The following is a 19,076-nucleotide window of genomic DNA, read 5'->3' on the forward strand; positions in this document are numbered from 1 at the left end:
CCATAGCAATTAAATCCTTCTCTGAGCACCGCCATAGCTGGCGCGATGCGCCAGCCGCAGGTTTACAGACCCATTCATCGGTGCCAGAGCGGAAAGGCGCCAAACACAACGCCACCTACCAACAACGCCATACTTACCACAATCCCCCACTTAATCGAAAAGCGCTGATGGTCGCCAATATCCACCTTCGCCAGCCCAACCAGCAGATAAATTGATGGCACCAGCGGGCTGAGCAGATGGAAAGGTTGACCGATAATCGAAGCGCGTGCGATCTCTTCGGCACTGATACCGTAGCCTGCGGCGGTCTGGGCGATCACCGGCAGGATGCCAAAATAGAACGCGTCGTTAGACATAAAGAAAGTAAACGGCAGGCTGATTACTGCGGTAAACACCGCCAGATAAGGGCCAAAGCTGTGAGGGATCACTGCCAGCAGGCTCTTCGCCATGGCGTCCACCATGCCAGTACCGGACAAAATACCGGTAAACACCCCGGCGGCGAAAATCAACGCGGTCACCGCCAGCACATTAGCGGCGTGCGCCCCGATGCGCTCTTTTTGCTGCTCCAGCGAGGGATAGTTAAGCATCACTCCGATGGCGAATGCCAGCATAAACAGAATATGAATGGGCATCAGTCCCACGACCAGCAGCACCAGCAGCGTGGTGGTAAGGATAAAGTTGGGCCAGAACATTTTAGGGCGTCGGTTAGCCTTACAGTCATCCGCATTGCCCAGCCCCAGGCTGATATTTTCCAGATGATGACTTTCCATCGTCATGATGCCCAGTCGCCGACGTTCGCGCAGACCGAACAGCACCGCCATTCCCACCAGGGTAAAACAGCCCAGCAGCATCGCCGGGATCATGGGAATAAAAATATCCAGCGCATCAATACGCAGCGCTGCTGCCGCGCGAGCGGTTGGACCGCCCCAGGGCGACAGGTTCATAATGCCGCTGGCCAGATTAATTAAACAGAGCATCGGCAGTACATTCATCCCCAGCCGATGATACAGCGGCAGGAATGCTGCGACGGCAATCATATAGGTTGTGGAGCTGTCACCGTCCAGCGAAACCAGCAGCGTCAGCACAGCCGTGCCAACCAGCACCTTTAATGGATCGCCGCGTACAATTTTTAAAATCAGCCGCACCAGCGGATCAAATAGCCCGGCATCAATCATCAAACCAAAATAGAGGATGGAAAAAGTCAGCATCACGCCGGTGGGGGCCAGCGTTTTGACGCCGTTAAGCATCATCTCGCCCAGTCCGTGCCAGAAACCGCCCACCAGCGCAAATAAAGTAGGCACAATAATCAGCGCAATCAGCGCCGACATCCGCCTGGTCATGATCAGATACATGAAGCAGATCACCATCGAAAAACCCAGCACAGTCAGCAAAATACTTTCCTTCTAAAAATTAACGAGACAGCAGGCGTACTACCGCTTATCTCTGGTGGTGAGGGGTTATAGGTATGACGTCACGTTATCTATCTTTTACAAAGGGCACATAAAAGTTAATGAAGTGATAATTTCATTTGGGATAACCTGCTGTTTTTACGATTTTTTTGTGAATTAAGGTAATAACAAATATTTTACATTTGCCATAAGTGAAAGAGGGAACAGTGACAGAGTTCATATTTCCACCGGTACGAATACAGGTTTTTGTGATGCAGATCGAAACAGAGGCAGCGCAGCGTTTATAAAAAGTTTCTCTTATCGCCTGCACAGTACAAACGCAGCCGCTGCACGCTTCTGGTGCGACAGACCATTAACCTGCCGGGCTGAAGACATAAATTCAGCCGCTTAACTCCTTTGGGGTAATCAGATTCTCTTATTTTATCGTGGGTTAGAGATGCCGCATTTTGACCGCAATAAAAACTGGCCTGCATATTGCAATCCATGGCTTACAGCCGCGATGCGCGCCTGAGCTGGTAACAACATTCGGTAACCCCGACGGAGGCAACATGAACTTAAGACGGCTTAAATACTTCGTAAAAATTGTCGATATTGGCAGTCTGACTCAGGCGGCGGAAGTGCTGCATATTGCGCAGCCTGCGTTGAGTCAGCAGGTGGCCACGCTGGAAAATGAACTGGACCAACAGCTGTTGATCCGTACCAAACGTGGCGTAACGCCCACCGAGGCCGGAAAAATTCTGTATGCCCACGCGCGAACCATTTTACGTCAGTGTGAACAGGCGCAAATGGCAGTGATCAATGCCGGACAGACGCTGAACGGTCAGGTCTCTATCGGTCTTGCGCCGGGCACCGCTGCTTCTTCGCTAACCATGCCGCTGCTGCAAACGGTGCGTGAAGAGTATCCGGAAATCCTGGTTTACCTGCATGAAAACAGCGGCTCGTCGCTTAATGAAAAAGTGATAAGCGGACAGCTCGATATGGCGGTGTTATATGACCGCACGCCGCTGGCAGGCATTACCAGCACGCCGCTGATGAAAGAGGAGCTTTATCTGGTAGGGGCCTGCGATGCGCCTGGCAGCATGGTGGATCTGGCTCAGGTGGCGCAGATGAATCTCTTTTTGCCGCGTGATTACAGTGCGGTGCGTAAACGGGTCGATGAAGCTTTTTCATTACGACGCCTCAGCGCGCGTATTATTGGTGAAATTGAATCGCTTGCGACCCTGAGCGCCGCCGTCTCCAGCGGTATGGGCGCAACGGTGTTGCCGGAGTCGGCGGCACGGGCGCTGGTTAGCGCGACTAACGGCTGGATGGCGCGTATTAATTCACCTTCGCTTAATCTACCGCTATCGCTCAATATCTCTTCGCGTCTGCCGCTGTCGCCATCCGCTCAGGCGGTGAAAAATATCCTGCTGACGCTGCTGAACAAACCTGTAGCGGAAGAGCGTGAACTGATGCTGGTGGGTTAAATCATCTTTGAACACGGACAGGCCGGTTAATCATTACTGGTCGTCCACCTTTATCTCATAAATGCATAAGAAACCGTTTTTTATTATTTGTAGCTATCAATAAGCCTGCTTAACATTAAGGCAGTATTGAACGCCAGATAAGGAGAAACGGTTTGAACTTTCAACAGCTTAAAATTATTCGTGAAGCCGCACGCTGTGAGTTTAACCTGACGGAAGTTGCGAATACGCTTTTTACCTCACAGTCTGGCGTCAGCCGTCATATACGCGATTTAGAAGATGAACTGGGTGTAGATATCTTTATCCGTCGCGGCAAACGGCTGCTGGGGATGACCGAGCCGGGCAAAGCGCTGCTGGCTATCGCTGAGCGCATTCTCGATGAAGCGAGTCGGGTACGACGGCTGGCGGATATCTTTACCAACGAAACCAGCGGTGTCCTGACCATAGCCACTACCCATACACAGGCGCGCTACAGCCTGCCAAAAGTGATCAAAGCTTTTCGCGCGCTCTGGCCGCAGGTGCGGCTGGAACTGAATCAGGGATCGCCGCAGGAAATAGTAGCGATGGTTGCTGCTGGCGAAGCGGACATAGGTATCGCCAGCGAGCAGCTGGTTAATCAGCCGGCGCTGGCGGCCTTTCCGTGGTTTAGCTGGCATCATGCGCTGCTGGTGCCAAAAGGACATGAGCTGGAGCAGGAGCCGCAGCTTGCTCTGGCGGCGCTCAGCCGCTATCCCCTGATTACCTATCGCCAGGGAATTACCGGACGCTCGCGTGTCGATCGCGCCTTTCAGGCTGCAGGGCTGAAACCGGACATTATCCTCAGCGCACAGGACTCCGATGTCGTGAAAACCTATGTTGAGCTGGGGCTGGGCGTGGGGATCCTTGCCGATCAGGCATGCCAGCTGGATACGCAATCAGCGCTGACGCGGCTTGATGCGCGCCATCTCTTCGAGGCCAGCACCGTGTGGCTGGCGCTAAAGCGCGGGCAGCTGCAGCGCAATTATGTCTGGCAGTTTCTTGAGTTATGCAACGCCAACCTGTCGCTGGAGGAGATGAAACGTCAGGCGCTTAGCGTTCAGGAAGAGGAGCCAGCGATCGACTTTCAGATTTAATCTCTTTGTTCCGCGCATTGCAGATCGCAAAAGCAGCGGCTAATGTCGCTATTTTCCATGGGGGCGAAGATGATTAAGTTACGGACAATGACGCCGCACGATCTGGACGACTGCGTGGCGCTAACGCAGGAAGTTAAGTGGCCGCATCGTCTTGCCGACTGGCAACTGATGCTGCAACTGGGCGAAGGCGTAGTAGCGGAACAGCAGGGGCGAGTGGTCGGCAGCACGCTGTTCTGGCGCTGGGGACCGGAGCGCGCCTCGCTGGGCGTGATCATTGTTGCAGAGCAGCTGCGCGGACAGGGCATCGGTAAGGCGCTGTTACAGCATACGTTGCAGCAGCTGGAGGGCTGGCAGCTGCATCTGCACGCCACCGCCGCCGGTGCGCCGCTCTATCGCCAGGCGGGATTTGTCGCCACGGGAGATGTGATTCAGTATCAAACGCCAGCGCTGACGTCGCCACCGCCTGGCAGCGGGCTGGTACAGATGGCGCGGCAGAGCGATCTTCCGGCGCTGGCGCAGCTTGACTGGCAGGCAAACGGCTTTCAGCGGCTACCGTTGCTACAACAGCTATTCCAGAACGGTACCAGCATCACGCTGCTGCGTCAGCAAATGGCACCGCTGGGCTTTGCTGTTACCCGCCGTTTTGGGCATGGCTATGTGATCGGCCCGGTCATCGCACCTGACAGGCAAATGGCGCAACAGCTGATTATCGAAGCGATGCAGCCGCTGGCTGGCGCTTTTGTGCGTATTGACAGCCGCCGCGAGGCGGGGCTGGGCTCCTGGCTACAAACACTTGGTTTACAGCCGGTAGATAATCCGCTGCGCATGGTGCGCGGCAGCGAGTGGCAGCCGCAGGGGATGACGGCCTGGAGTTTGATGAGCCAGGCGATGGGCTAAACGCGGCGGTTGTGTTCTGAGCAGGTCAGCTATGCTTAAAGTCTGTGTAATCTGAGAGGGAGAAACAGACAATGGCAATGAAGACCAGCGATTTTTTTGTAGCGCGCCTGAAGGCATGGGGCGTTACGCGAATTTACGGTTACCCCGGCGACGGCATTAACGGAGTGCTGGGCGCGATTCAGCGAGCAAATAAAGCGGGCGCTGGCATTGAGTTTATTCAGGTACGCCATGAAGAGATGGCGGCATTTATGGCTGCAGGCCATGCCAAATTTACCAGCGAACTGGGCGTTTGCCTCTCTACCGGCGGCCCGGGCGCCACGCATCTGCTGACCGGTCTGTATGATGCAAAAATGGACCATGCGCCGGTGCTGGCGATTTCCGGCCAGGCGGAAACCACCTCTCGCGGCTCCAATTATCAACAGGAGCTGAATCTCGATCGCGTCTTTTCTGACGTCGCTAATTTTGTGCAGGAGGCGGCGGCCCCGGCGCAGGTGCGCCATCTGGTCGATCGTGGCGTGCGTATTGCGAAAGCGCAAAACGGCGTGGCGGTGCTGATTTTGCCGAAAGATCTACAGGACGAGCCGTGGCAGGAGCCGCAGCATACGCACGGCTTTACCCATTCCGGCCCAGGCTATCAACGACCAAAAGTGGTGCCTTATGAAGATGATTTGCAGCGTGCTGCGGAAATCCTCAACGCCGGTAAAAAAGTTGCGATTCTGATTGGTTCCGGCGCACGCGGCGCGGCCGTAGAGGTGGTGCAGGCAGCGAATGTGCTGGGTGCGGGCGTAGCAAAAGCCCTGCTGGGCAAAGATGTGTTGCCGGATGACGCGCCGTTTGTGACTGGCTCTATCGGCCTGTTGGGTACCAAACCCTCTTCAGAGATGATGAAAAACTGCGACACGCTGTTAATGATCGGCAGCGGCTTTCCGTGGACAGAGTTTTTGCCGGAAGAGGGCAAAGCGCGATCGGTACAGATTGATATCGATCCCTCAATGCTTGGCCTGCGCTATCCCTGCGAGGTGAATCTGCATGGCGATGCGGCGGAAACGCTACGTGCGCTGCTGCCGCTGCTGCAATATAAAGCAGACCGCAGCTGGCAGGAGAATATCGCCCGTCAGGTACAGGAGTGGTGGCAGGTCATGGAAGAGAGGGCAATGGCACCCGCGAAGCCCGTTAACCCGCAGCGCGTGGTATGGGAAATGTCGCCTCTGCTGCCTGAAGATGCCATTGTTACCTCAGATTCCGGCTCCTGCGCCAACTGGTTCGCTCGCGATTATCGGGTCAAGCAGGGACAGCGCGCCACGCTTTCCGGCGGCCTGGCCTGCATGGGCGCGGCGGTGCCGTATGCGATTGCCGCCAAATTTGCTTTTCCGCATCAGCCGGTGGTAGCGCTGGTGGGCGATGGCGCGATGCAAATGAACAATATGGCGGAGCTTATTACTATCCAGAAATACTGGCAGGGCTGGGGCGATGGACGGCTGATTGTCTGCGTGTTTAATAACCAGGATCTTAATCAGGTGACCTGGGAGCAGCGCGTGATGGAAGGTAATCCACGCTTTGAGGCCAGCCAGGATATTCCCAATGTACACTACGCTGCCTTTGCTGAAATGCTCGGCCTGAAGGGTATTTTTGTCGATGATCCGGAAAAGCTCAGCGCCGCCTGGCAGGAAGCGCTAAGCAGCGACCGACCGGTGGTACTGGAAGTGAAGACCGATCCGGAAGTAGCGCCGCTGCCGCCGCATATTACCTTTAAACAGGCGAAAGCCTTTATGACTTCAATGTTAAAGGGCGATCGCGGTGCCGCGCAGGTGATTGGCGATACCGCCAGCCAGTTGCTGAACGAAGTGTTGCCCACGAAAAAGAGATAATCTGAGCAGCGTGGCAAGGCGTTTGTAAAAATGCCGCTCCTGGCTTATGTTTGTGAAAAATCAAAGGTTAACCTGTCTACAACGGGCGAGGCTGTCAGGAAAATATCCGTAAATTAACGGGTTTTCTGCTTCGCCCGATCGCCTATAAGGAAAACAGCATGACAACTGAAACGCGCCCGGTGTGGTTTATTACTGGCTGCTCTACCGGCTTTGGCCGTGAGCTGGCGAAGCAGGCAATTGAACGTGGATTTAACGTGGTGGTGACCGCTCGCGATGTGCAAAAAGTTGCGGATCTGGTGCCAGGTAAAGAACAACAGACGTTGGCGCTGGCGCTTGATGTCACCGACAGCACTAATATTGATGGTGCGGTCAAGGCAACGCTGGAGAAGTTTGGCACCATTGATGTGCTGGTGAATAATGCGGGTTATGGCTATCAGTCATCGGTTGAAGAGGGCGTTGAAGAAGAGATCCGCGCGCAGTTTGATGCTAACGTTTTTGGTCTGTTCGCCATGACGCGCGCGGTGCTTCCGGCTATGCGCAAGGCGCGGCGCGGGCATATTATTAATATTACCTCGGTGGCGGGCCTGATTGGTTTTCCTGGCTCCGGCTACTATGCCGCCAGCAAGCATGCGGTAGAAGGCTGGTCCGATGCGCTGGCGGTTGAGAGTGAGCCGCTGGGCATTAAGGTTACCTGCGTTGAGCCGGGACCATTCCGCACCGACTGGGCGGGACGCTCATTGCATCAGACAGAAAACCGTATTGATGATTATGCCGAAACTGCCGGTGCACGCATGAAGAATACCGCAGGCTACAGTGGTAAACAGCCGGGCGACCCGGCGCGCGCCGCCGCTGCAATGATTGCGATTACTGAAAATGCCCATCCACCTCGCCATCTGATAATGGGAGCGTTTGGCTTTGAAGCGGTCACCAATAAATTCCGTGAGCGGCTGGCGCAGATTGAAGCGTGGCGAGAAACCTCGCTTGGCACCGACTTCCCGGAGTAGAACCTGGCTCAGTCACAGCATAGCGGGACCAGCCGCTATGCTGTGAAACCATTTTCAGTGGTTTCAGGGTGAGGCATTTATCCCGCTTTACGCTTTTCCAGCATCAGAGCAATTTTTTCAGGCGGCACAGCCTGGCTAAACAGGTAGCCCTGTAGCTGGTTGCAGCCCGCCTCAGCCAGTGCCAGCATCTGCCCGTTTGTTTCTACGCCTTCTGCCGTCACGGTCAGGCCCATGGCATGACCAAGCCGTACTACAGATTCAATAATCGCCGTTGAGTTCTCCGCCACGCCCAGCGACTGGGTAAAGGAGCGGTCAATTTTGATTTTATCCACCGGGAAATTACTTAAGTAGTTCAGGCTGGAGTAGCCGGTGCCGAAATCATCCAGCGCGATGCGGAAGCCAGCCTCACGCAGGGCAATGATAATGGCGCGTGCCTCTGGCTCATTATCAATCAGGACGCCCTCGGTAATCTCCAGCTCAAGAGCGCGGGGATTAGCGCCTTCCATCTGCACGATATCTTTAACTCGCTGTACAAACCCGGCGGCGCGAAACTGCAGCGGCGAGACATTAACGGCTATCGTCAGCGTTGGCCAGCGTAGAGAAACACGGCACGCTTCGCGCAGCACCCATTCGCCGATTTGTAAAATTAATCCGGTTTCCTCGGCAATAGGAATAAACTCTGACGGCGCGATAAAACCGCGCTGCGCATGCTTCCAGCGCAGCAAGGCTTCAAATCCTAAAACGCGTTCGCCTTTCACATCCATTAAAGGTTGGTACCAGACTTCCAGTCCCTGTTTCTGCTGCAGCGCATGACGCAGATCGGCCGCAATCTGCTGCCGTGTTTGTACCGACTCGTCCATGGCGCGCGCGAAATGGCGATACTGCGCACGCCCCTCGTTTTTCGCCTCGTACAGCGCAATATCGGCTTTGCGCATCAGCTCCTGGCGATCCAGCCCGTCCTGCGGTGCGACCGTGATGCCGATACTGACGCCAATCCAGGCTTCACTGCCCAGCAGTTTATAAGGCTTCGCCAGTGCATCGAGAATATCCTGACACAGCACATCAATCGCGCTGAGATCCTGAATATCTTCCATCACAATAACGAACTCATCGCCGCCTATGCGTCCAACGGTATCATTGTCGCGCAATAGCGCAGCAAGGCGATGTGAAACCTCAATGATTAAGTCGTCACCGGCATGGTGGCCATAGGTATCGTTGATATTTTTAAAGCGGTCAAGATCCAGCAGCAGCAGCGCTGCCTGGCTGCGGTTACGCGTTGCACGTGCCAGCGCCTGCGTCAGCCGATCGTCAATCATTGCGCGGTTGGGGAGGCCAGTAAGCACATCGTGAAAGGCCAGGTGCTGCGCCTGGGCTTCGCTGGCACCCAGACGTAATATCGACTGAGCCAGACCCAGCTGCATGCGCCAAAGGCGGTACATCATCACAATACAAACCGCAGTGGTCACCAGCAGTAACGCGCCGATCAACGGCATCAACATTTTTACTATCTCACTGCCCGGTTGTTCCGGTCGCCAGGCAAAATAGCCAGCGGAAAAACCGAGACGCGAGGTAAGCTGAAAGCGTGCCTGATCGGCAGGCGCAGGCCGATCGCCAATATAGTGCAAACCATCAATCAGGCTGCGCTGGGCCAGCGCATTGAGAAAACCATCGTCGAGATATTTAATGCCAATAATCCTGAAGCCGCTGTTATTCCCTTCAGTGCTAATATTACTGATGGCTACCAGTGCCGCCCGCTCACCAATTTTTACATAATCAACCAAATCCTGAATGCCCAGTTCATGCTGACGGACCAGCCAGGGCGACAGCGCAGGTTCAAATTTGCTCCAGTAGAGGGCCTCATTGCGCTTTCCGTTTTGCCAGCCATACCGTGCCTGACCCTGCGGATCGAGGATAAAGATGTCCTGATGACCAAACATCTCATATAGCCAGCTGCCGATATTCTCGTCCAGCCAGCGCGTATCGTTACCGGGCTGCTGCAGATACTGGGCCAGAGGCAGCCAGTTGCTCAGGCTGTGCAACTGGCGTAAATGTTCGGTCATGCTCTGTGAAAAGGCTGTTTTAACGATGTTTTCCTGTTGTACCAGCGCCTCGTGGTTGTTGTGTTTTGCCGTCCATACCAGGCTGAAGCTGGCTGCACACCAGGTAATGAATAAGACCGCCGCTAATGGCAAAACAACTTCACGGATAAACTCGCGTCGGAAAGTGTCTGGTAGTTGATCTTTGTTAAACATTTTTCCACTCATGCCACTGCTCTCTGATAATTAATTGTGACAGATAAAATAGATTTTGCTCCATATGGATACTGGCGAAGCGGCAAATCTAACGTTTTGATCTAACATTAGGAGTGGATGATATTTTTATTAATGATGCTAATTAGTAGCAGAGCGGCTAACTAAACTTAACGCAAATTCATCATGCTGCCACCGCCGCGTAACCCGTCTGTCATTAAGCTGCGGCAAAGTAGCCATCATGCTGTACCTAACGGAGAAGAATATGAGTTTACTGGCGAGCTTAAACCGCCCTGTAGTAGCCACGCAGCCTGTGCTGCGCAGAATTTTAAAAGCCATGAACGAAGCTGGTGTAGCCGTCACGCTGCCCTGTGCTCAGCGTTGGCCAGGCCTCTCACCTGCAGCAACGGCGCTGTTAATGACCCTGAACGAGGCGGATACTCCGCTGTGGCTGGACGAATATCTGGATACACCTGAGCTGCGCAGCGCTCTGTCCCGGGCCGGAAGCGCGCCGCTGAGTCATATCCAGCCAGCTGTCCTGGCGTTGCTGCACAGCGACAGCAACCCTGACCTGCATGCCATTGCGGCGGCGGGTGCCACGGTGATCCTGGAGGTTCCGGCGCTTAACGGCGGCCTGACGCTGCGACTGCGTGGGCCAGGTATTCAGGAACGCCGCGCCGTTGCGCCACAGCTGCCACCACAGGTAATCGCATTTTTGCGTGAGTGGCCGCTAAACGGGCAGGGCATTAATTTAATGCTGACCTGTGGCGATATGGTCATGGTGCTGCCGCGTAGCGCGCAGGTTGCTGTTTGTTAATGACTGATGATTTGGTATCTGCGCTGATGCGCAGGCCGTTACGGTTAGCACCAGTCTGGTGCGGTGCTGTTTTATGGTGCCCTTTTGCGGTGCAGGGGCACATAAAAAGCAACCCGGAAGAGAGCCGTGGTTGAAAATACGAGGTAGCTGCTGTGGCATAGCTCTTGCTAATCAGGAATGCTCTTATTCCTGTTATTTTGGCAAGAGAAACTTCACGCAAGTGACGACGTTAACGCTACGAGAGAAGCAGCATGCTGGAAAAACTATTTCAACTAAAAGCACACCACACCACGGTGCGTACCGAAGTGCTGGCCGGTATCACCACCTTCCTGGCAATGGCCTACATTTTGTTTGTTAACCCCACGATCCTTAGCGCCGCCGGGATGGATAAGGGAGCGGTTTTCGTCGCCACCTGTCTGGCAGCAGCAATTGGCTCGCTGCTGATGGGGCTGATTGCTAACTATCCTATCGCACTGGCACCGGGGATGGGGCTGAACGCTTTTTTCACCTATACCGTGGTACTGCATATGGGCTACACCTGGCAAATCGCGCTGGGTGCGGTGTTTCTGTCGGCGCTGATTTTCTTCGCCTTATCAATTTTTAAAATTCGTGAATGGATTATTACCAGTATCCCGCTGCCGCTGCGTTCCGGCATCGCGGCAGGTATCGGACTGTTTTTGGCCATTATTGCGCTGCAAAGCGCGGGCATAGTGATTGCCAATCCAGCGACGCTGGTGGGGCTGGGAGATTTAACCAAACCTGGCCCGCTGCTGGCGATGCTGGGTTTTATTATTATTGTGGTGCTGGAGGCGCGGCGCGTAACCGGTGCGGTGCTGATCGGCATTCTGGTGGTCACTTTTATTTCAATAGGGCTTGGCCTGTCGCCTTTTGCCGGCGTATTCTCCGCGCCGCCCTCCATCGCGCCCACCTTTTTGCAGCTGGATATCAAAGGCGCGCTGGATATTTCGCTGGTCAGCGTGATTTTCGCCTTCTTGTTTGTGGATGTATTTGATAACTCCGGCACGCTGATTGGCGTCACCAAACGCGCCGGCCTGGCGGATGAGCAGGGCAATATCCCAAAAATGGGCAAAGCGCTGGTTGCCGACAGCGCCGCTGCGCTGTTTGGTTCACTATTGGGTACCTCCACTACCACCAGCTATATCGAATCCGCTGCAGGCGTCAGCGCGGGCGGCCGAACCGGACTCACGGCAATTGTGGTGGCGCTCCTGTTTGTTCTCAGCCTGTTCTTTTCCCCGCTCGCCTCCAGCGTGCCAGCATACGCGACTGCGCCTGCGTTGCTGTTTATCGCAGTATTAATGACGGCCGGACTGGCCGAAATCGACTGGAAAGATATCACTACCGCAGCTCCGGTCACCGTAACCGCCCTGACCATGCCGCTGACTTATTCCATCGCTAACGGCATCGCTTTTGGTTTTATCACCTGGACGCTGGTGAAGCTGTTAAGCGGCCGCCGTCATGAGTTGAATGCAGCGCTGGTTGTACTCTCGCTGCTGTTCGTGATTAAGCTGGGCTGGCTGAGCGCCTGATTCTCCGGGCCGTCTACGGTGGCGGCCCTTCCTTTGCTGCGCCCGCTTTCTGCCATGATCCTGTATGCCACGTGTTAGCGATTTTTATCACTTTGCTTCACTTATTAATTGCGGAAAAACTTGATTTAAATCAGGAAAAGCCACGCTGATAAATGAGAGATTTCAGTAAATAGCGATTTTGCGCTATATTTTATCCTAAGCTGTAATTTGTTAGCTTAATGAGGCACTGAAGCAGGTTGTTTTAATTACTGACACAGTGAAAAATTATGTTCAAAGGTAGTAAGCCATTCTCATCAAACTTCTTCGTCACTGGTTTTATCTCGCCGATAGTGAATTGCGAAACCCACTGGTGTAGCGAGCTGTAGCCCCGTTTACTCTTCTGTGACCATGCGCGCATTCCGCGTGCCGGTATTCTGGCTCAGGCTGCTTACCGGAAGAATGGTTAACACTTCCATAAAAAGTTTTTTATGCAGGTTTTTACTGTAGAGGCCTTGTTTTGCCGCTTTTGCAGTAATTGATTATGCTTTTTACCATCTTGAGGGTTTAAAGATGAAATATTGGTTTTTTTTGGCTGTTTCGATTATTGCAGAAGTATCGGGTACGCTCTCTATGAAGTATGCCAGTCTGTACGGCGGCAAGCTGGGCCATCTGATGATGTATATCATGATCACACTTTCCTATATTGCGTTATCACTGGCGATAAAGCGTATTGCGCTTGGCGTGGCTTATGCGCTGTGGGAAGGCGTTGGCGTATTGCTGATTACGCTCTGTAGCGTCACCCTGTTCGCTGAATCGCTGCCGCTGATAAAGGGGCTTGGCCTGATGGTATTGATTGCCGGTATCCTGTTATTGCACGGTGGTACCGACAAAGCTAGCAAACGTAAAGATGAAAAAGGAGATTTGCATGCAACCGCTTAATGGATGGCATATCGCCTTTTTAATGCTGGCGGTGGCGCTGGAAATTACCGCAAATATTTTCCTTAAATACTCGGATGGTTTTCGCAAACGTCTGCCAGGGATCCTGTCGCTGCTGATGGTAATGGGCGCTTTCAGCGCTCTGGCGCAGGCGGTGAAGGGCATCGATCTGGCGGTCGCCTATGCGCTGTGGGGCGGCTTTGGCGTTATCGCAACGCTGGCGGCAGGATGGATCCTGTTTAAACAGCGTTTGCGTCCGCGCGGCTGGGTTGGCCTGTTGCTGCTGCTGGCTGGCATGGTGATGATCAAGCTGGCATAATTTCGGCATAATAAAAAAAGACGCCCGCAGGCGTCTTTTTTATGCATATTTAGCGGAAAGGCGGTTCATTAAAGGTACGTAGCTTGCGTGAGTGCAGCTTATCGCCCTCGGCGCGCAGCAGCTCCACCGCCCGGATGCCAATTTGCAGATGCTCGGAAATGGCACCTTCATAAAAGCGGTTAGCCTGACCGGGTAGTTTAATCTCGCCATGCAGCGGTTTATCGGAAACGCAAAGCATGGTGCCGTAGGGCACGCGGAACCGATAGCCCTGCGCGGCGATGGTGGCGCTTTCCATATCCACCGCTACGGCACGGCTGAGATTAAAGCGCAGCGCCGAGGCCGAATAGCGCAGCTCCCAGTTACGATCGTCGGTAGTGACCACCGTACCGGTACGCAGCCGCATTTTTACCTCTTCGCCCGGCATTCCGCTGATCTCTTTGGTGGCGTCATACAGTGCGCGCTGCACCTCGGCAATGCTGGGAATAGGAATATCCGGCGGCAACACCGCATCCAGTACGTGGTCGTCGCGCAGATAGGCATGCGCCAAAACATAATCGCCAATTTGCTGACTTTCCCGCAGGCCGCCGCAGTGGCCAATCATTAGCCAGGCGTGTGGACGCAACACCGCAAGATGATCGCAAATGGTTTTCGCATTCGATGGCCCCACGCCAATATTTACCAGCGTAATACCACGCTGGTTTGGCGAAATCAGGTGCCAGGCGGGCATCTGATGCTTTTTCCACGCCAGGTCGGAGAGGGCGGCTTCAGCATTCTCCGTTTCCTGAGTAATCAGCGCGCCGCCAGCGCAGGAGAGCGCCGTATAGGGACTGTTCTCATCTTTAATCTGCTCGCAGGCCCAACGTACAAACTCATCCACATAGCGCGTGTAGTTGGTAAACAGGACAAAAGGTTGAAAATGTTCCGGCGGCGTGCCGGTGTAGTGTCGCAAACGCGCCAGCGAGAAATCGGTACGCAGCGCGTCAAAGTGGCTCAGGGGGAAAATACTGGTGGTGTTGAAAATGCCGTCTGCCGTTTCATCGCCAATATTCGCCAGATCGGTGGTAGGAAAATGTTTCGCCAGCGCGCTGCTCATCGTGCGGTCCAGCCCAAGGTCGGAGCCGTCAATCACGTAAGGGAAGGGGATCTCCTGGCGCGACGGGCCAACTTCTATCGTGACTTCATAATCACGTTCGATAACCGCCAGCTGTTCACGCAGATAGTGACGCAGCAGCTCCGGGCGAGTGATCGTGGTGGCATAGCTTCCGGCGTGGCTGAAACGTCCCCAGGCCCGGCTGCGGTTTTTCTGCGGCGAGGTGCCGTCCCAGCTGATACGCAGCTCCGGATAAACAAACAGCCCGTTGGCACGCGCCTGCGGATCCGGCAGCGTGCCCTCTTCAACAAAGGCTTTAATGGCGTCACGCAGGGCGCTCACCGCCTGGTAATAGAGTGCATCCAGTTGCTCCAGCGCCTGCGCCGTATTCAGTCCATTAGCGAAATGGTCGTTAGCCATTTTTTCTCCTCAGGTTTTCAGCTTTGCATTGCACTATAGCTTAGAACCATTCCGCTCAGGCCGTTAGTCCGCTAACATTTTCTCCAGCGTAATCGGCAGATCGCGGATGCGTTTGCCGGTGGCGTGGAACACCGCATTGCTGATGGCAGCCGCCACGCCAACTATGCCCAGTTCGCCGACCGCTTTACCGCCCAACGCGCTGGCCTGATAGTCAGGTTCACCGACGTTGATCACTTCCATATCCGGAATATCGGCGTTCACCGCTACCAGATAGTCCGCCAGGCTGGCGTTAAGCACGCGGCCATTATCATCATCGATCAAACCTTCCTCCAGCAGCGCCTGACCAATCCCCATCACCATTGCGCCGATCCACTGACTTTCCGCCAGTTTCGGGTTATACAGGCGACCACTGTCGAAAGCGCCCACGATGCGGCGAACCCGGATAGTGCCGAAATCCTCATCCACCGCCACTTCGACAAAAATAGCGCTCCAGCTATGGGCAGAAAAGCCGCCGGAGGTGGGCGGGATCATTTTCGACGAGGTGCGGTCAGCGGCATCACGATCTTCCTGCGTGGCGTCAGAAGGAAAGGTATCTGCCTGCACTTCCAGCGTTTCCTTTCCGGCGACGCGCAGCAGCTCGGTAAAGCTCAGGCTGCTGCCCGGCTGGCTGAACAGGCGTAGCTGGCCCTCCGCCAGCATAACATCCTCGCGTCTGGCCCCGAACAGCGGCGATTCAGCGCTGCCGAGCGCCAGCGTAATCAGCTCTTCGCGCAGCTTAAGCGCGGTTTTGTATACTGCGGCGGTCAGGAGATTCGCCAACTGCGAGCCGCCAGCCACCGGCGCGCGCGGCAGGTTGGTGTCGCCTAAAAGCACGCTGATCTGTTCTGACGGCACGCTCAGCACGTCGGCGGCAGTTTGCGCCAGAATGGTATAGGTGCCGGTGCCAATATCGGCACCGCTGCTGCGCACTTCCAGGCTGCCATCCTGACGCAGCGTGATCCCTGCTTCACCCGGCGTACGCCGCACCGGATAGCTGCCGGAAGCCATGCCCCAGCCAATGCGCTGCCGACCTTCACGCAGGGTGCCTGGCTCCGGCGGGCGCTGCGACCAGCCAAAAGCCTGCGCGCCGGCGGAATAGGCTTCACGCAGCCGACGGGAGCTCCACGGCAGGTTAGCCTGCGGATCTTCCTCTGCGTAGTTACGCAGACGTAATTCCAGCGGGTCAAGTTTCAGCGCATACGCCAGTTCGTCCATCGCCACTTCCAGCGCCCAGCTGCTGGGGTTTTCGCCCGGAGCACGCATCCAGCCGGGATTTACGGTATTGACCGGCACCAGGCTATGACGTGAATAAAAATTTGGTACCGCATACATCAGGGCAGTAACCGAATTACAGGGTTCAAGATGCGTATCTTCACGGGCGGTTTCGTTCCAGCTTTCATGTACAATCGCCTGTAACTTGCCGTCACTGTTGGCCGCCAGCGTCAGCTGCTGATGGGTGCGGGGGCGTCCGCCGAAGCCGGTAAAGGTTTGCCCGCGCGTCAGCACCAGCTTGACCGGGCGGCCCAGCGCGCGCGAGGCGGCGCAGGCCAGGGCTGAATGAGGCTGAATGCCACCTTTCGAACCGAAACCGCCGCCGGTAAAGGGCGAAAGCACGCGGACTTTATCAATATCGATCCCCATCCACTGCGACACCACGCTACGCGCACCGCCAACCCACTGGCTCGGCTCCCATAAGGTCAGTTCACCGTCGCGCCAGTCAGCGATGCAGCCGTGCAGCTCTATCGGCAGATTATATTCGCGCGGTGTGGTATAGATGCCGCTAATCGAGACGCTCGCCTGCTGAATTGCCTGCCGGGCGTCGCCCCAGTCAACATTTAAATCCTCTACCGTTTTTGGCTGAGCAAGCGGGTCATCCGGATGAATAATCGCTGGTTGCGTAACGTAATCAATGTGGATGCTGGCCGCCGCGGCTTTCGCCTGTTCCAGCGTTTCTGCTACTACCAGGGCCACATGCTGTCCGTTCCAGCGTACGCGGGGGCTTTGCAGCGGTACAAAAGATTGCGCCGCCGCGCCGCCGCTGGCGAAGGTGGCAGCGGGATGAATGGTTAACCCGCTTTCATGGGTGTACACCGCCAGCACGCCCGGCATTTGCCGTGCTTTTTCGCTATCGATATGACTGATTTCCCCTTCGGCAATGGAAGACTGCACCACCACCGCATGACACAGATTATCTACCGGGTGATCAACAGCGTAGCGCGCCAGCCCCTGAATCTTCAGCCTGCCGTCAGCGCGATCGCGGCGAGCGCCCAGCCCCTGAAGTGCGTCAGCCGCGCTGCCAGGATTATGCCGTTTAATGGTCTCGCTCATGCAATGCCTCCCGCATTCAGCAACGCCCGTACAATAACGCGCGGCGCCAGCGTAATTTTATAACCGTTGTGCGCCAGCGCACTGGCCTCCTGCATCGCCAGCGGTGCCAGGTCACGCAATTGCTGCTCGTTAAAGGGTTTGCCGCGCAGCGCCTGTTCCAGCGCGCGAAGCCGCCAGGGCCGGGTTGCGACGCCGCCCAGCGCGATGCGTACCTCGCGCAGCGTAACGCCATCCTCTTCCAGCGCCAGCCCGACGGCGGCGCTGGCGGCAGCGAACTCATAAGAGCTGCGGTCGCGTACTTTCAGATAGTGTGAACGCTGCAGCGCGGCGGTTACCGGAATCTCAATGGCGGTAATGATTTCACCGGCGTGTAAATCCTGCTCCTGGTCGGGACGATCGCCTGGCAGCAGTAAAAACTCTTCAACGGTGACGCGGCGTTCGCTGCCATCCAACGCCTGAAGCTGCAGTGTGGCATCGAATGCGGTTAGCGCCACCGCCAGATCGCCGGGATAGACGGCAACACAATGTTCGCTGTTGCCCAGCACGGCATGATTACGATTCATGCCGGTACGGGCGGCGCAGCCGGAGCCGGGATGACGTTTATTGCAATTTTGGTAACCGTGCGCATCGCGAAAATAGCTGCAGCGCGTACGTTGCATGATATTGCCACCGATGGTCGCCATATTGCGCAGTTGGGCGGAGGCGGCGCTGGTGAGGCTTTGGATCACGGCGGGCGCAATCTTTTGCAATGCTTCGTGTTGCGCTACCTGACTCATTTTGCACAGGCTGCCGATGCGAATAACGTTTTCTTCCAGCTCAATCGCTGACATCCCGGTCAGGGAGGTGATATCGATCAGGCGATCGGGCTGCTCGACATCGCATTTCATCAGATCGATCAGGGTGGTGCCGCCCGCCAGGAGACGACTGCCCGGCACGCTGGTGGCGGCCGTCGCGCTGGCAATATCTTCGGCGCGTAGATAATCAAACTCTCTCATGCCGTTTGCTCCTGTTGTAGCTGCTGCGCCGCTTCGCGCACCGCCGCGACAATAAAGGGATAGGCGCCGCAGCGGCAGATATTGCCGCTCATATATTCGCGGATTTCATCGTCGCTGTTGGCGTGGCCTTCATTAATACAGGCCACGGCGGACATAATCTGTCCCGGCGTGCAGTAGCCGCACTGGAAGGCATCGTGACGTAAAAAGGCTGCCTGCACCGCATGCAGCGTCTCATCCGCTCCAGCCAGCCCTTCGATGGTAGTGATCTTATGGCCTTCCGCCTGCGCCGCCAGCGTCAGACAGCTTAATACCCGTTCACCGTCGATATGTACGGTACAGGCGCCACACTGGCCGTGATCGCAGCCTTTTTTCGCTCCCGGCAGATCGGCATGTTCACGCAGGGCATCGAGAAGGGTTACACGCGCGTCAAGCGCCAGAGGGTGTTCTTTTCCGTTGATGTGCAGGCGCATTACTCGTTGCTGAGCCATAGCAGTCTCCCGTAACAGGATAAGGGGATGGCAGCGCCTGGCAGCACTGCCCACATTGCGTTTATTAAAAAATGCAGAACGGACCGCTGCGATGACGGCCCTTAATCAGGTAACCGGAT

The 19,076-nt window shown here is 55.6% G+C and carries 15 protein-coding genes; 9 read left to right on the top strand and 6 right to left on the bottom strand.

Annotated features, from left to right (window positions below):
* Nucleotides 1-74: 74 nt before the first annotated feature.
* Nucleotides 75-1,388, bottom strand: coding sequence for a CitMHS family transporter (locus B1H58_RS14780; protein WP_085071236.1), 1,314 nt, complete (start codon nt 1,386-1,388; stop codon nt 75-77).
* 566 nt (nt 1,389-1,954) lie between these two features.
* Between B1H58_RS14780 and nac the strand changes: the two genes are divergently transcribed.
* The 5 genes from nac to B1H58_RS14805 all read left to right on the top strand — a co-directional run bounded on the left by nac (nt 1,955) and on the right by B1H58_RS14805 (nt 7,750).
* On the top strand, nt 1,955-2,872 hold the full coding sequence (gene nac / locus B1H58_RS14785; protein WP_085071237.1) for a nitrogen assimilation transcriptional regulator NAC: 918 nt from the start codon (nt 1,955-1,957) through the stop codon (nt 2,870-2,872).
* Nucleotides 2,873-3,024: 152 nt separating this feature from the next.
* Nucleotides 3,025-3,981: an HTH-type transcriptional regulator Cbl gene (gene cbl / locus B1H58_RS14790; RefSeq protein WP_085071238.1), complete on the top strand. Its 957-nt coding sequence runs from the start codon at nt 3,025-3,027 to the stop codon at nt 3,979-3,981.
* A gap of 42 nt (nt 3,982-4,023) precedes the next feature.
* A complete protein-coding gene (locus B1H58_RS14795) occupies nt 4,024-4,878 on the top strand; it encodes a GNAT family N-acetyltransferase (protein WP_237172403.1) in 855 nt (284 codons plus the stop codon).
* 71 nt (nt 4,879-4,949) lie between these two features.
* Nucleotides 4,950-6,746 carry a thiamine pyrophosphate-requiring protein gene (locus tag B1H58_RS14800; protein ID WP_085071239.1) on the top strand — a complete coding sequence of 599 codons (1,797 nt, stop codon included), beginning with the start codon at nt 4,950-4,952 and terminating at the stop codon, nt 6,744-6,746.
* A 158-nt stretch (nt 6,747-6,904) separates the two neighbouring features.
* The gene (locus B1H58_RS14805) at nt 6,905-7,750 is read left to right on the top strand and encodes an oxidoreductase (RefSeq protein ID WP_085071240.1); all 846 of its coding nucleotides are present in this window, start codon (nt 6,905-6,907) and stop codon (nt 7,748-7,750) included.
* Nucleotides 7,751-7,827: 77 nt separating this feature from the next.
* Here the strand turns inward: B1H58_RS14805 and B1H58_RS14810 are convergent, their stop codons facing one another.
* Nucleotides 7,828-10,002 (bottom strand): putative bifunctional diguanylate cyclase/phosphodiesterase, encoded by a 2,175-nt coding sequence (locus B1H58_RS14810; RefSeq protein WP_085071241.1) that lies wholly within the window; start codon nt 10,000-10,002, stop codon nt 7,828-7,830.
* A gap of 262 nt (nt 10,003-10,264) precedes the next feature.
* On the opposite strand from B1H58_RS14810, the gene phnH reads away from it, so the two are divergent.
* The 4 genes from phnH to mdtI all read left to right on the top strand — a co-directional run bounded on the left by phnH (nt 10,265) and on the right by mdtI (nt 13,597).
* Nucleotides 10,265-10,816: a phosphonate C-P lyase system protein PhnH gene (gene phnH / locus B1H58_RS14815; protein ID WP_085071242.1), complete on the top strand. Its 552-nt coding sequence runs from the start codon at nt 10,265-10,267 to the stop codon at nt 10,814-10,816.
* Nucleotides 10,817-11,067: 251 nt separating this feature from the next.
* Nucleotides 11,068-12,363, top strand: coding sequence for an NCS2 family permease (locus B1H58_RS14820; protein WP_085071243.1), 1,296 nt, complete (start codon nt 11,068-11,070; stop codon nt 12,361-12,363).
* A gap of 549 nt (nt 12,364-12,912) precedes the next feature.
* Nucleotides 12,913-13,281, top strand: a complete 369-nt coding sequence (gene mdtJ, locus B1H58_RS14825) for a multidrug/spermidine efflux SMR transporter subunit MdtJ (protein WP_085071244.1) — start codon at nt 12,913-12,915, stop codon at nt 13,279-13,281.
* Nucleotides 13,268-13,597: a multidrug/spermidine efflux SMR transporter subunit MdtI gene (gene mdtI, locus B1H58_RS14830; RefSeq protein ID WP_085071245.1), complete on the top strand. Its 330-nt coding sequence runs from the start codon at nt 13,268-13,270 to the stop codon at nt 13,595-13,597. The genes mdtJ and mdtI overlap by 14 nt, the downstream gene beginning before the upstream one ends.
* Nucleotides 13,598-13,646: 49 nt before the next feature.
* Here mdtI and B1H58_RS14835 read toward each other — a convergent pair whose 3' ends face one another.
* The 4 genes from B1H58_RS14835 to B1H58_RS14850 form a co-directional block, all read right to left on the bottom strand.
* Nucleotides 13,647-15,107, bottom strand: coding sequence for an AMP nucleosidase (locus B1H58_RS14835; protein WP_085071246.1), 1,461 nt, complete (start codon nt 15,105-15,107; stop codon nt 13,647-13,649).
* Between the two features lie 63 nt (nt 15,108-15,170).
* Entirely contained in the window at nt 15,171-17,474 is a 2,304-nt protein-coding gene (locus B1H58_RS14840) for a xanthine dehydrogenase family protein molybdopterin-binding subunit (protein ID WP_085071247.1), read from the bottom strand.
* Nucleotides 17,471-18,469 carry an FAD binding domain-containing protein gene (locus B1H58_RS14845; protein WP_085071248.1) on the bottom strand — a complete coding sequence of 333 codons (999 nt, stop codon included), beginning with the start codon at nt 18,467-18,469 and terminating at the stop codon, nt 17,471-17,473. The genes B1H58_RS14840 and B1H58_RS14845 overlap by 4 nt, the downstream gene beginning before the upstream one ends.
* Nucleotides 18,466-18,957, bottom strand: coding sequence for a (2Fe-2S)-binding protein (locus B1H58_RS14850; protein WP_085071249.1), 492 nt, complete (start codon nt 18,955-18,957; stop codon nt 18,466-18,468). The genes B1H58_RS14845 and B1H58_RS14850 overlap by 4 nt, the downstream gene beginning before the upstream one ends.
* Nucleotides 18,958-19,076: the final 119 nt, after the last annotated feature.

It is taken from the genome of Pantoea alhagi (assembly GCF_002101395.1).
GTDB classification, from domain to species: domain Bacteria; phylum Pseudomonadota; class Gammaproteobacteria; order Enterobacterales; family Enterobacteriaceae; genus Mixta; species Mixta alhagi.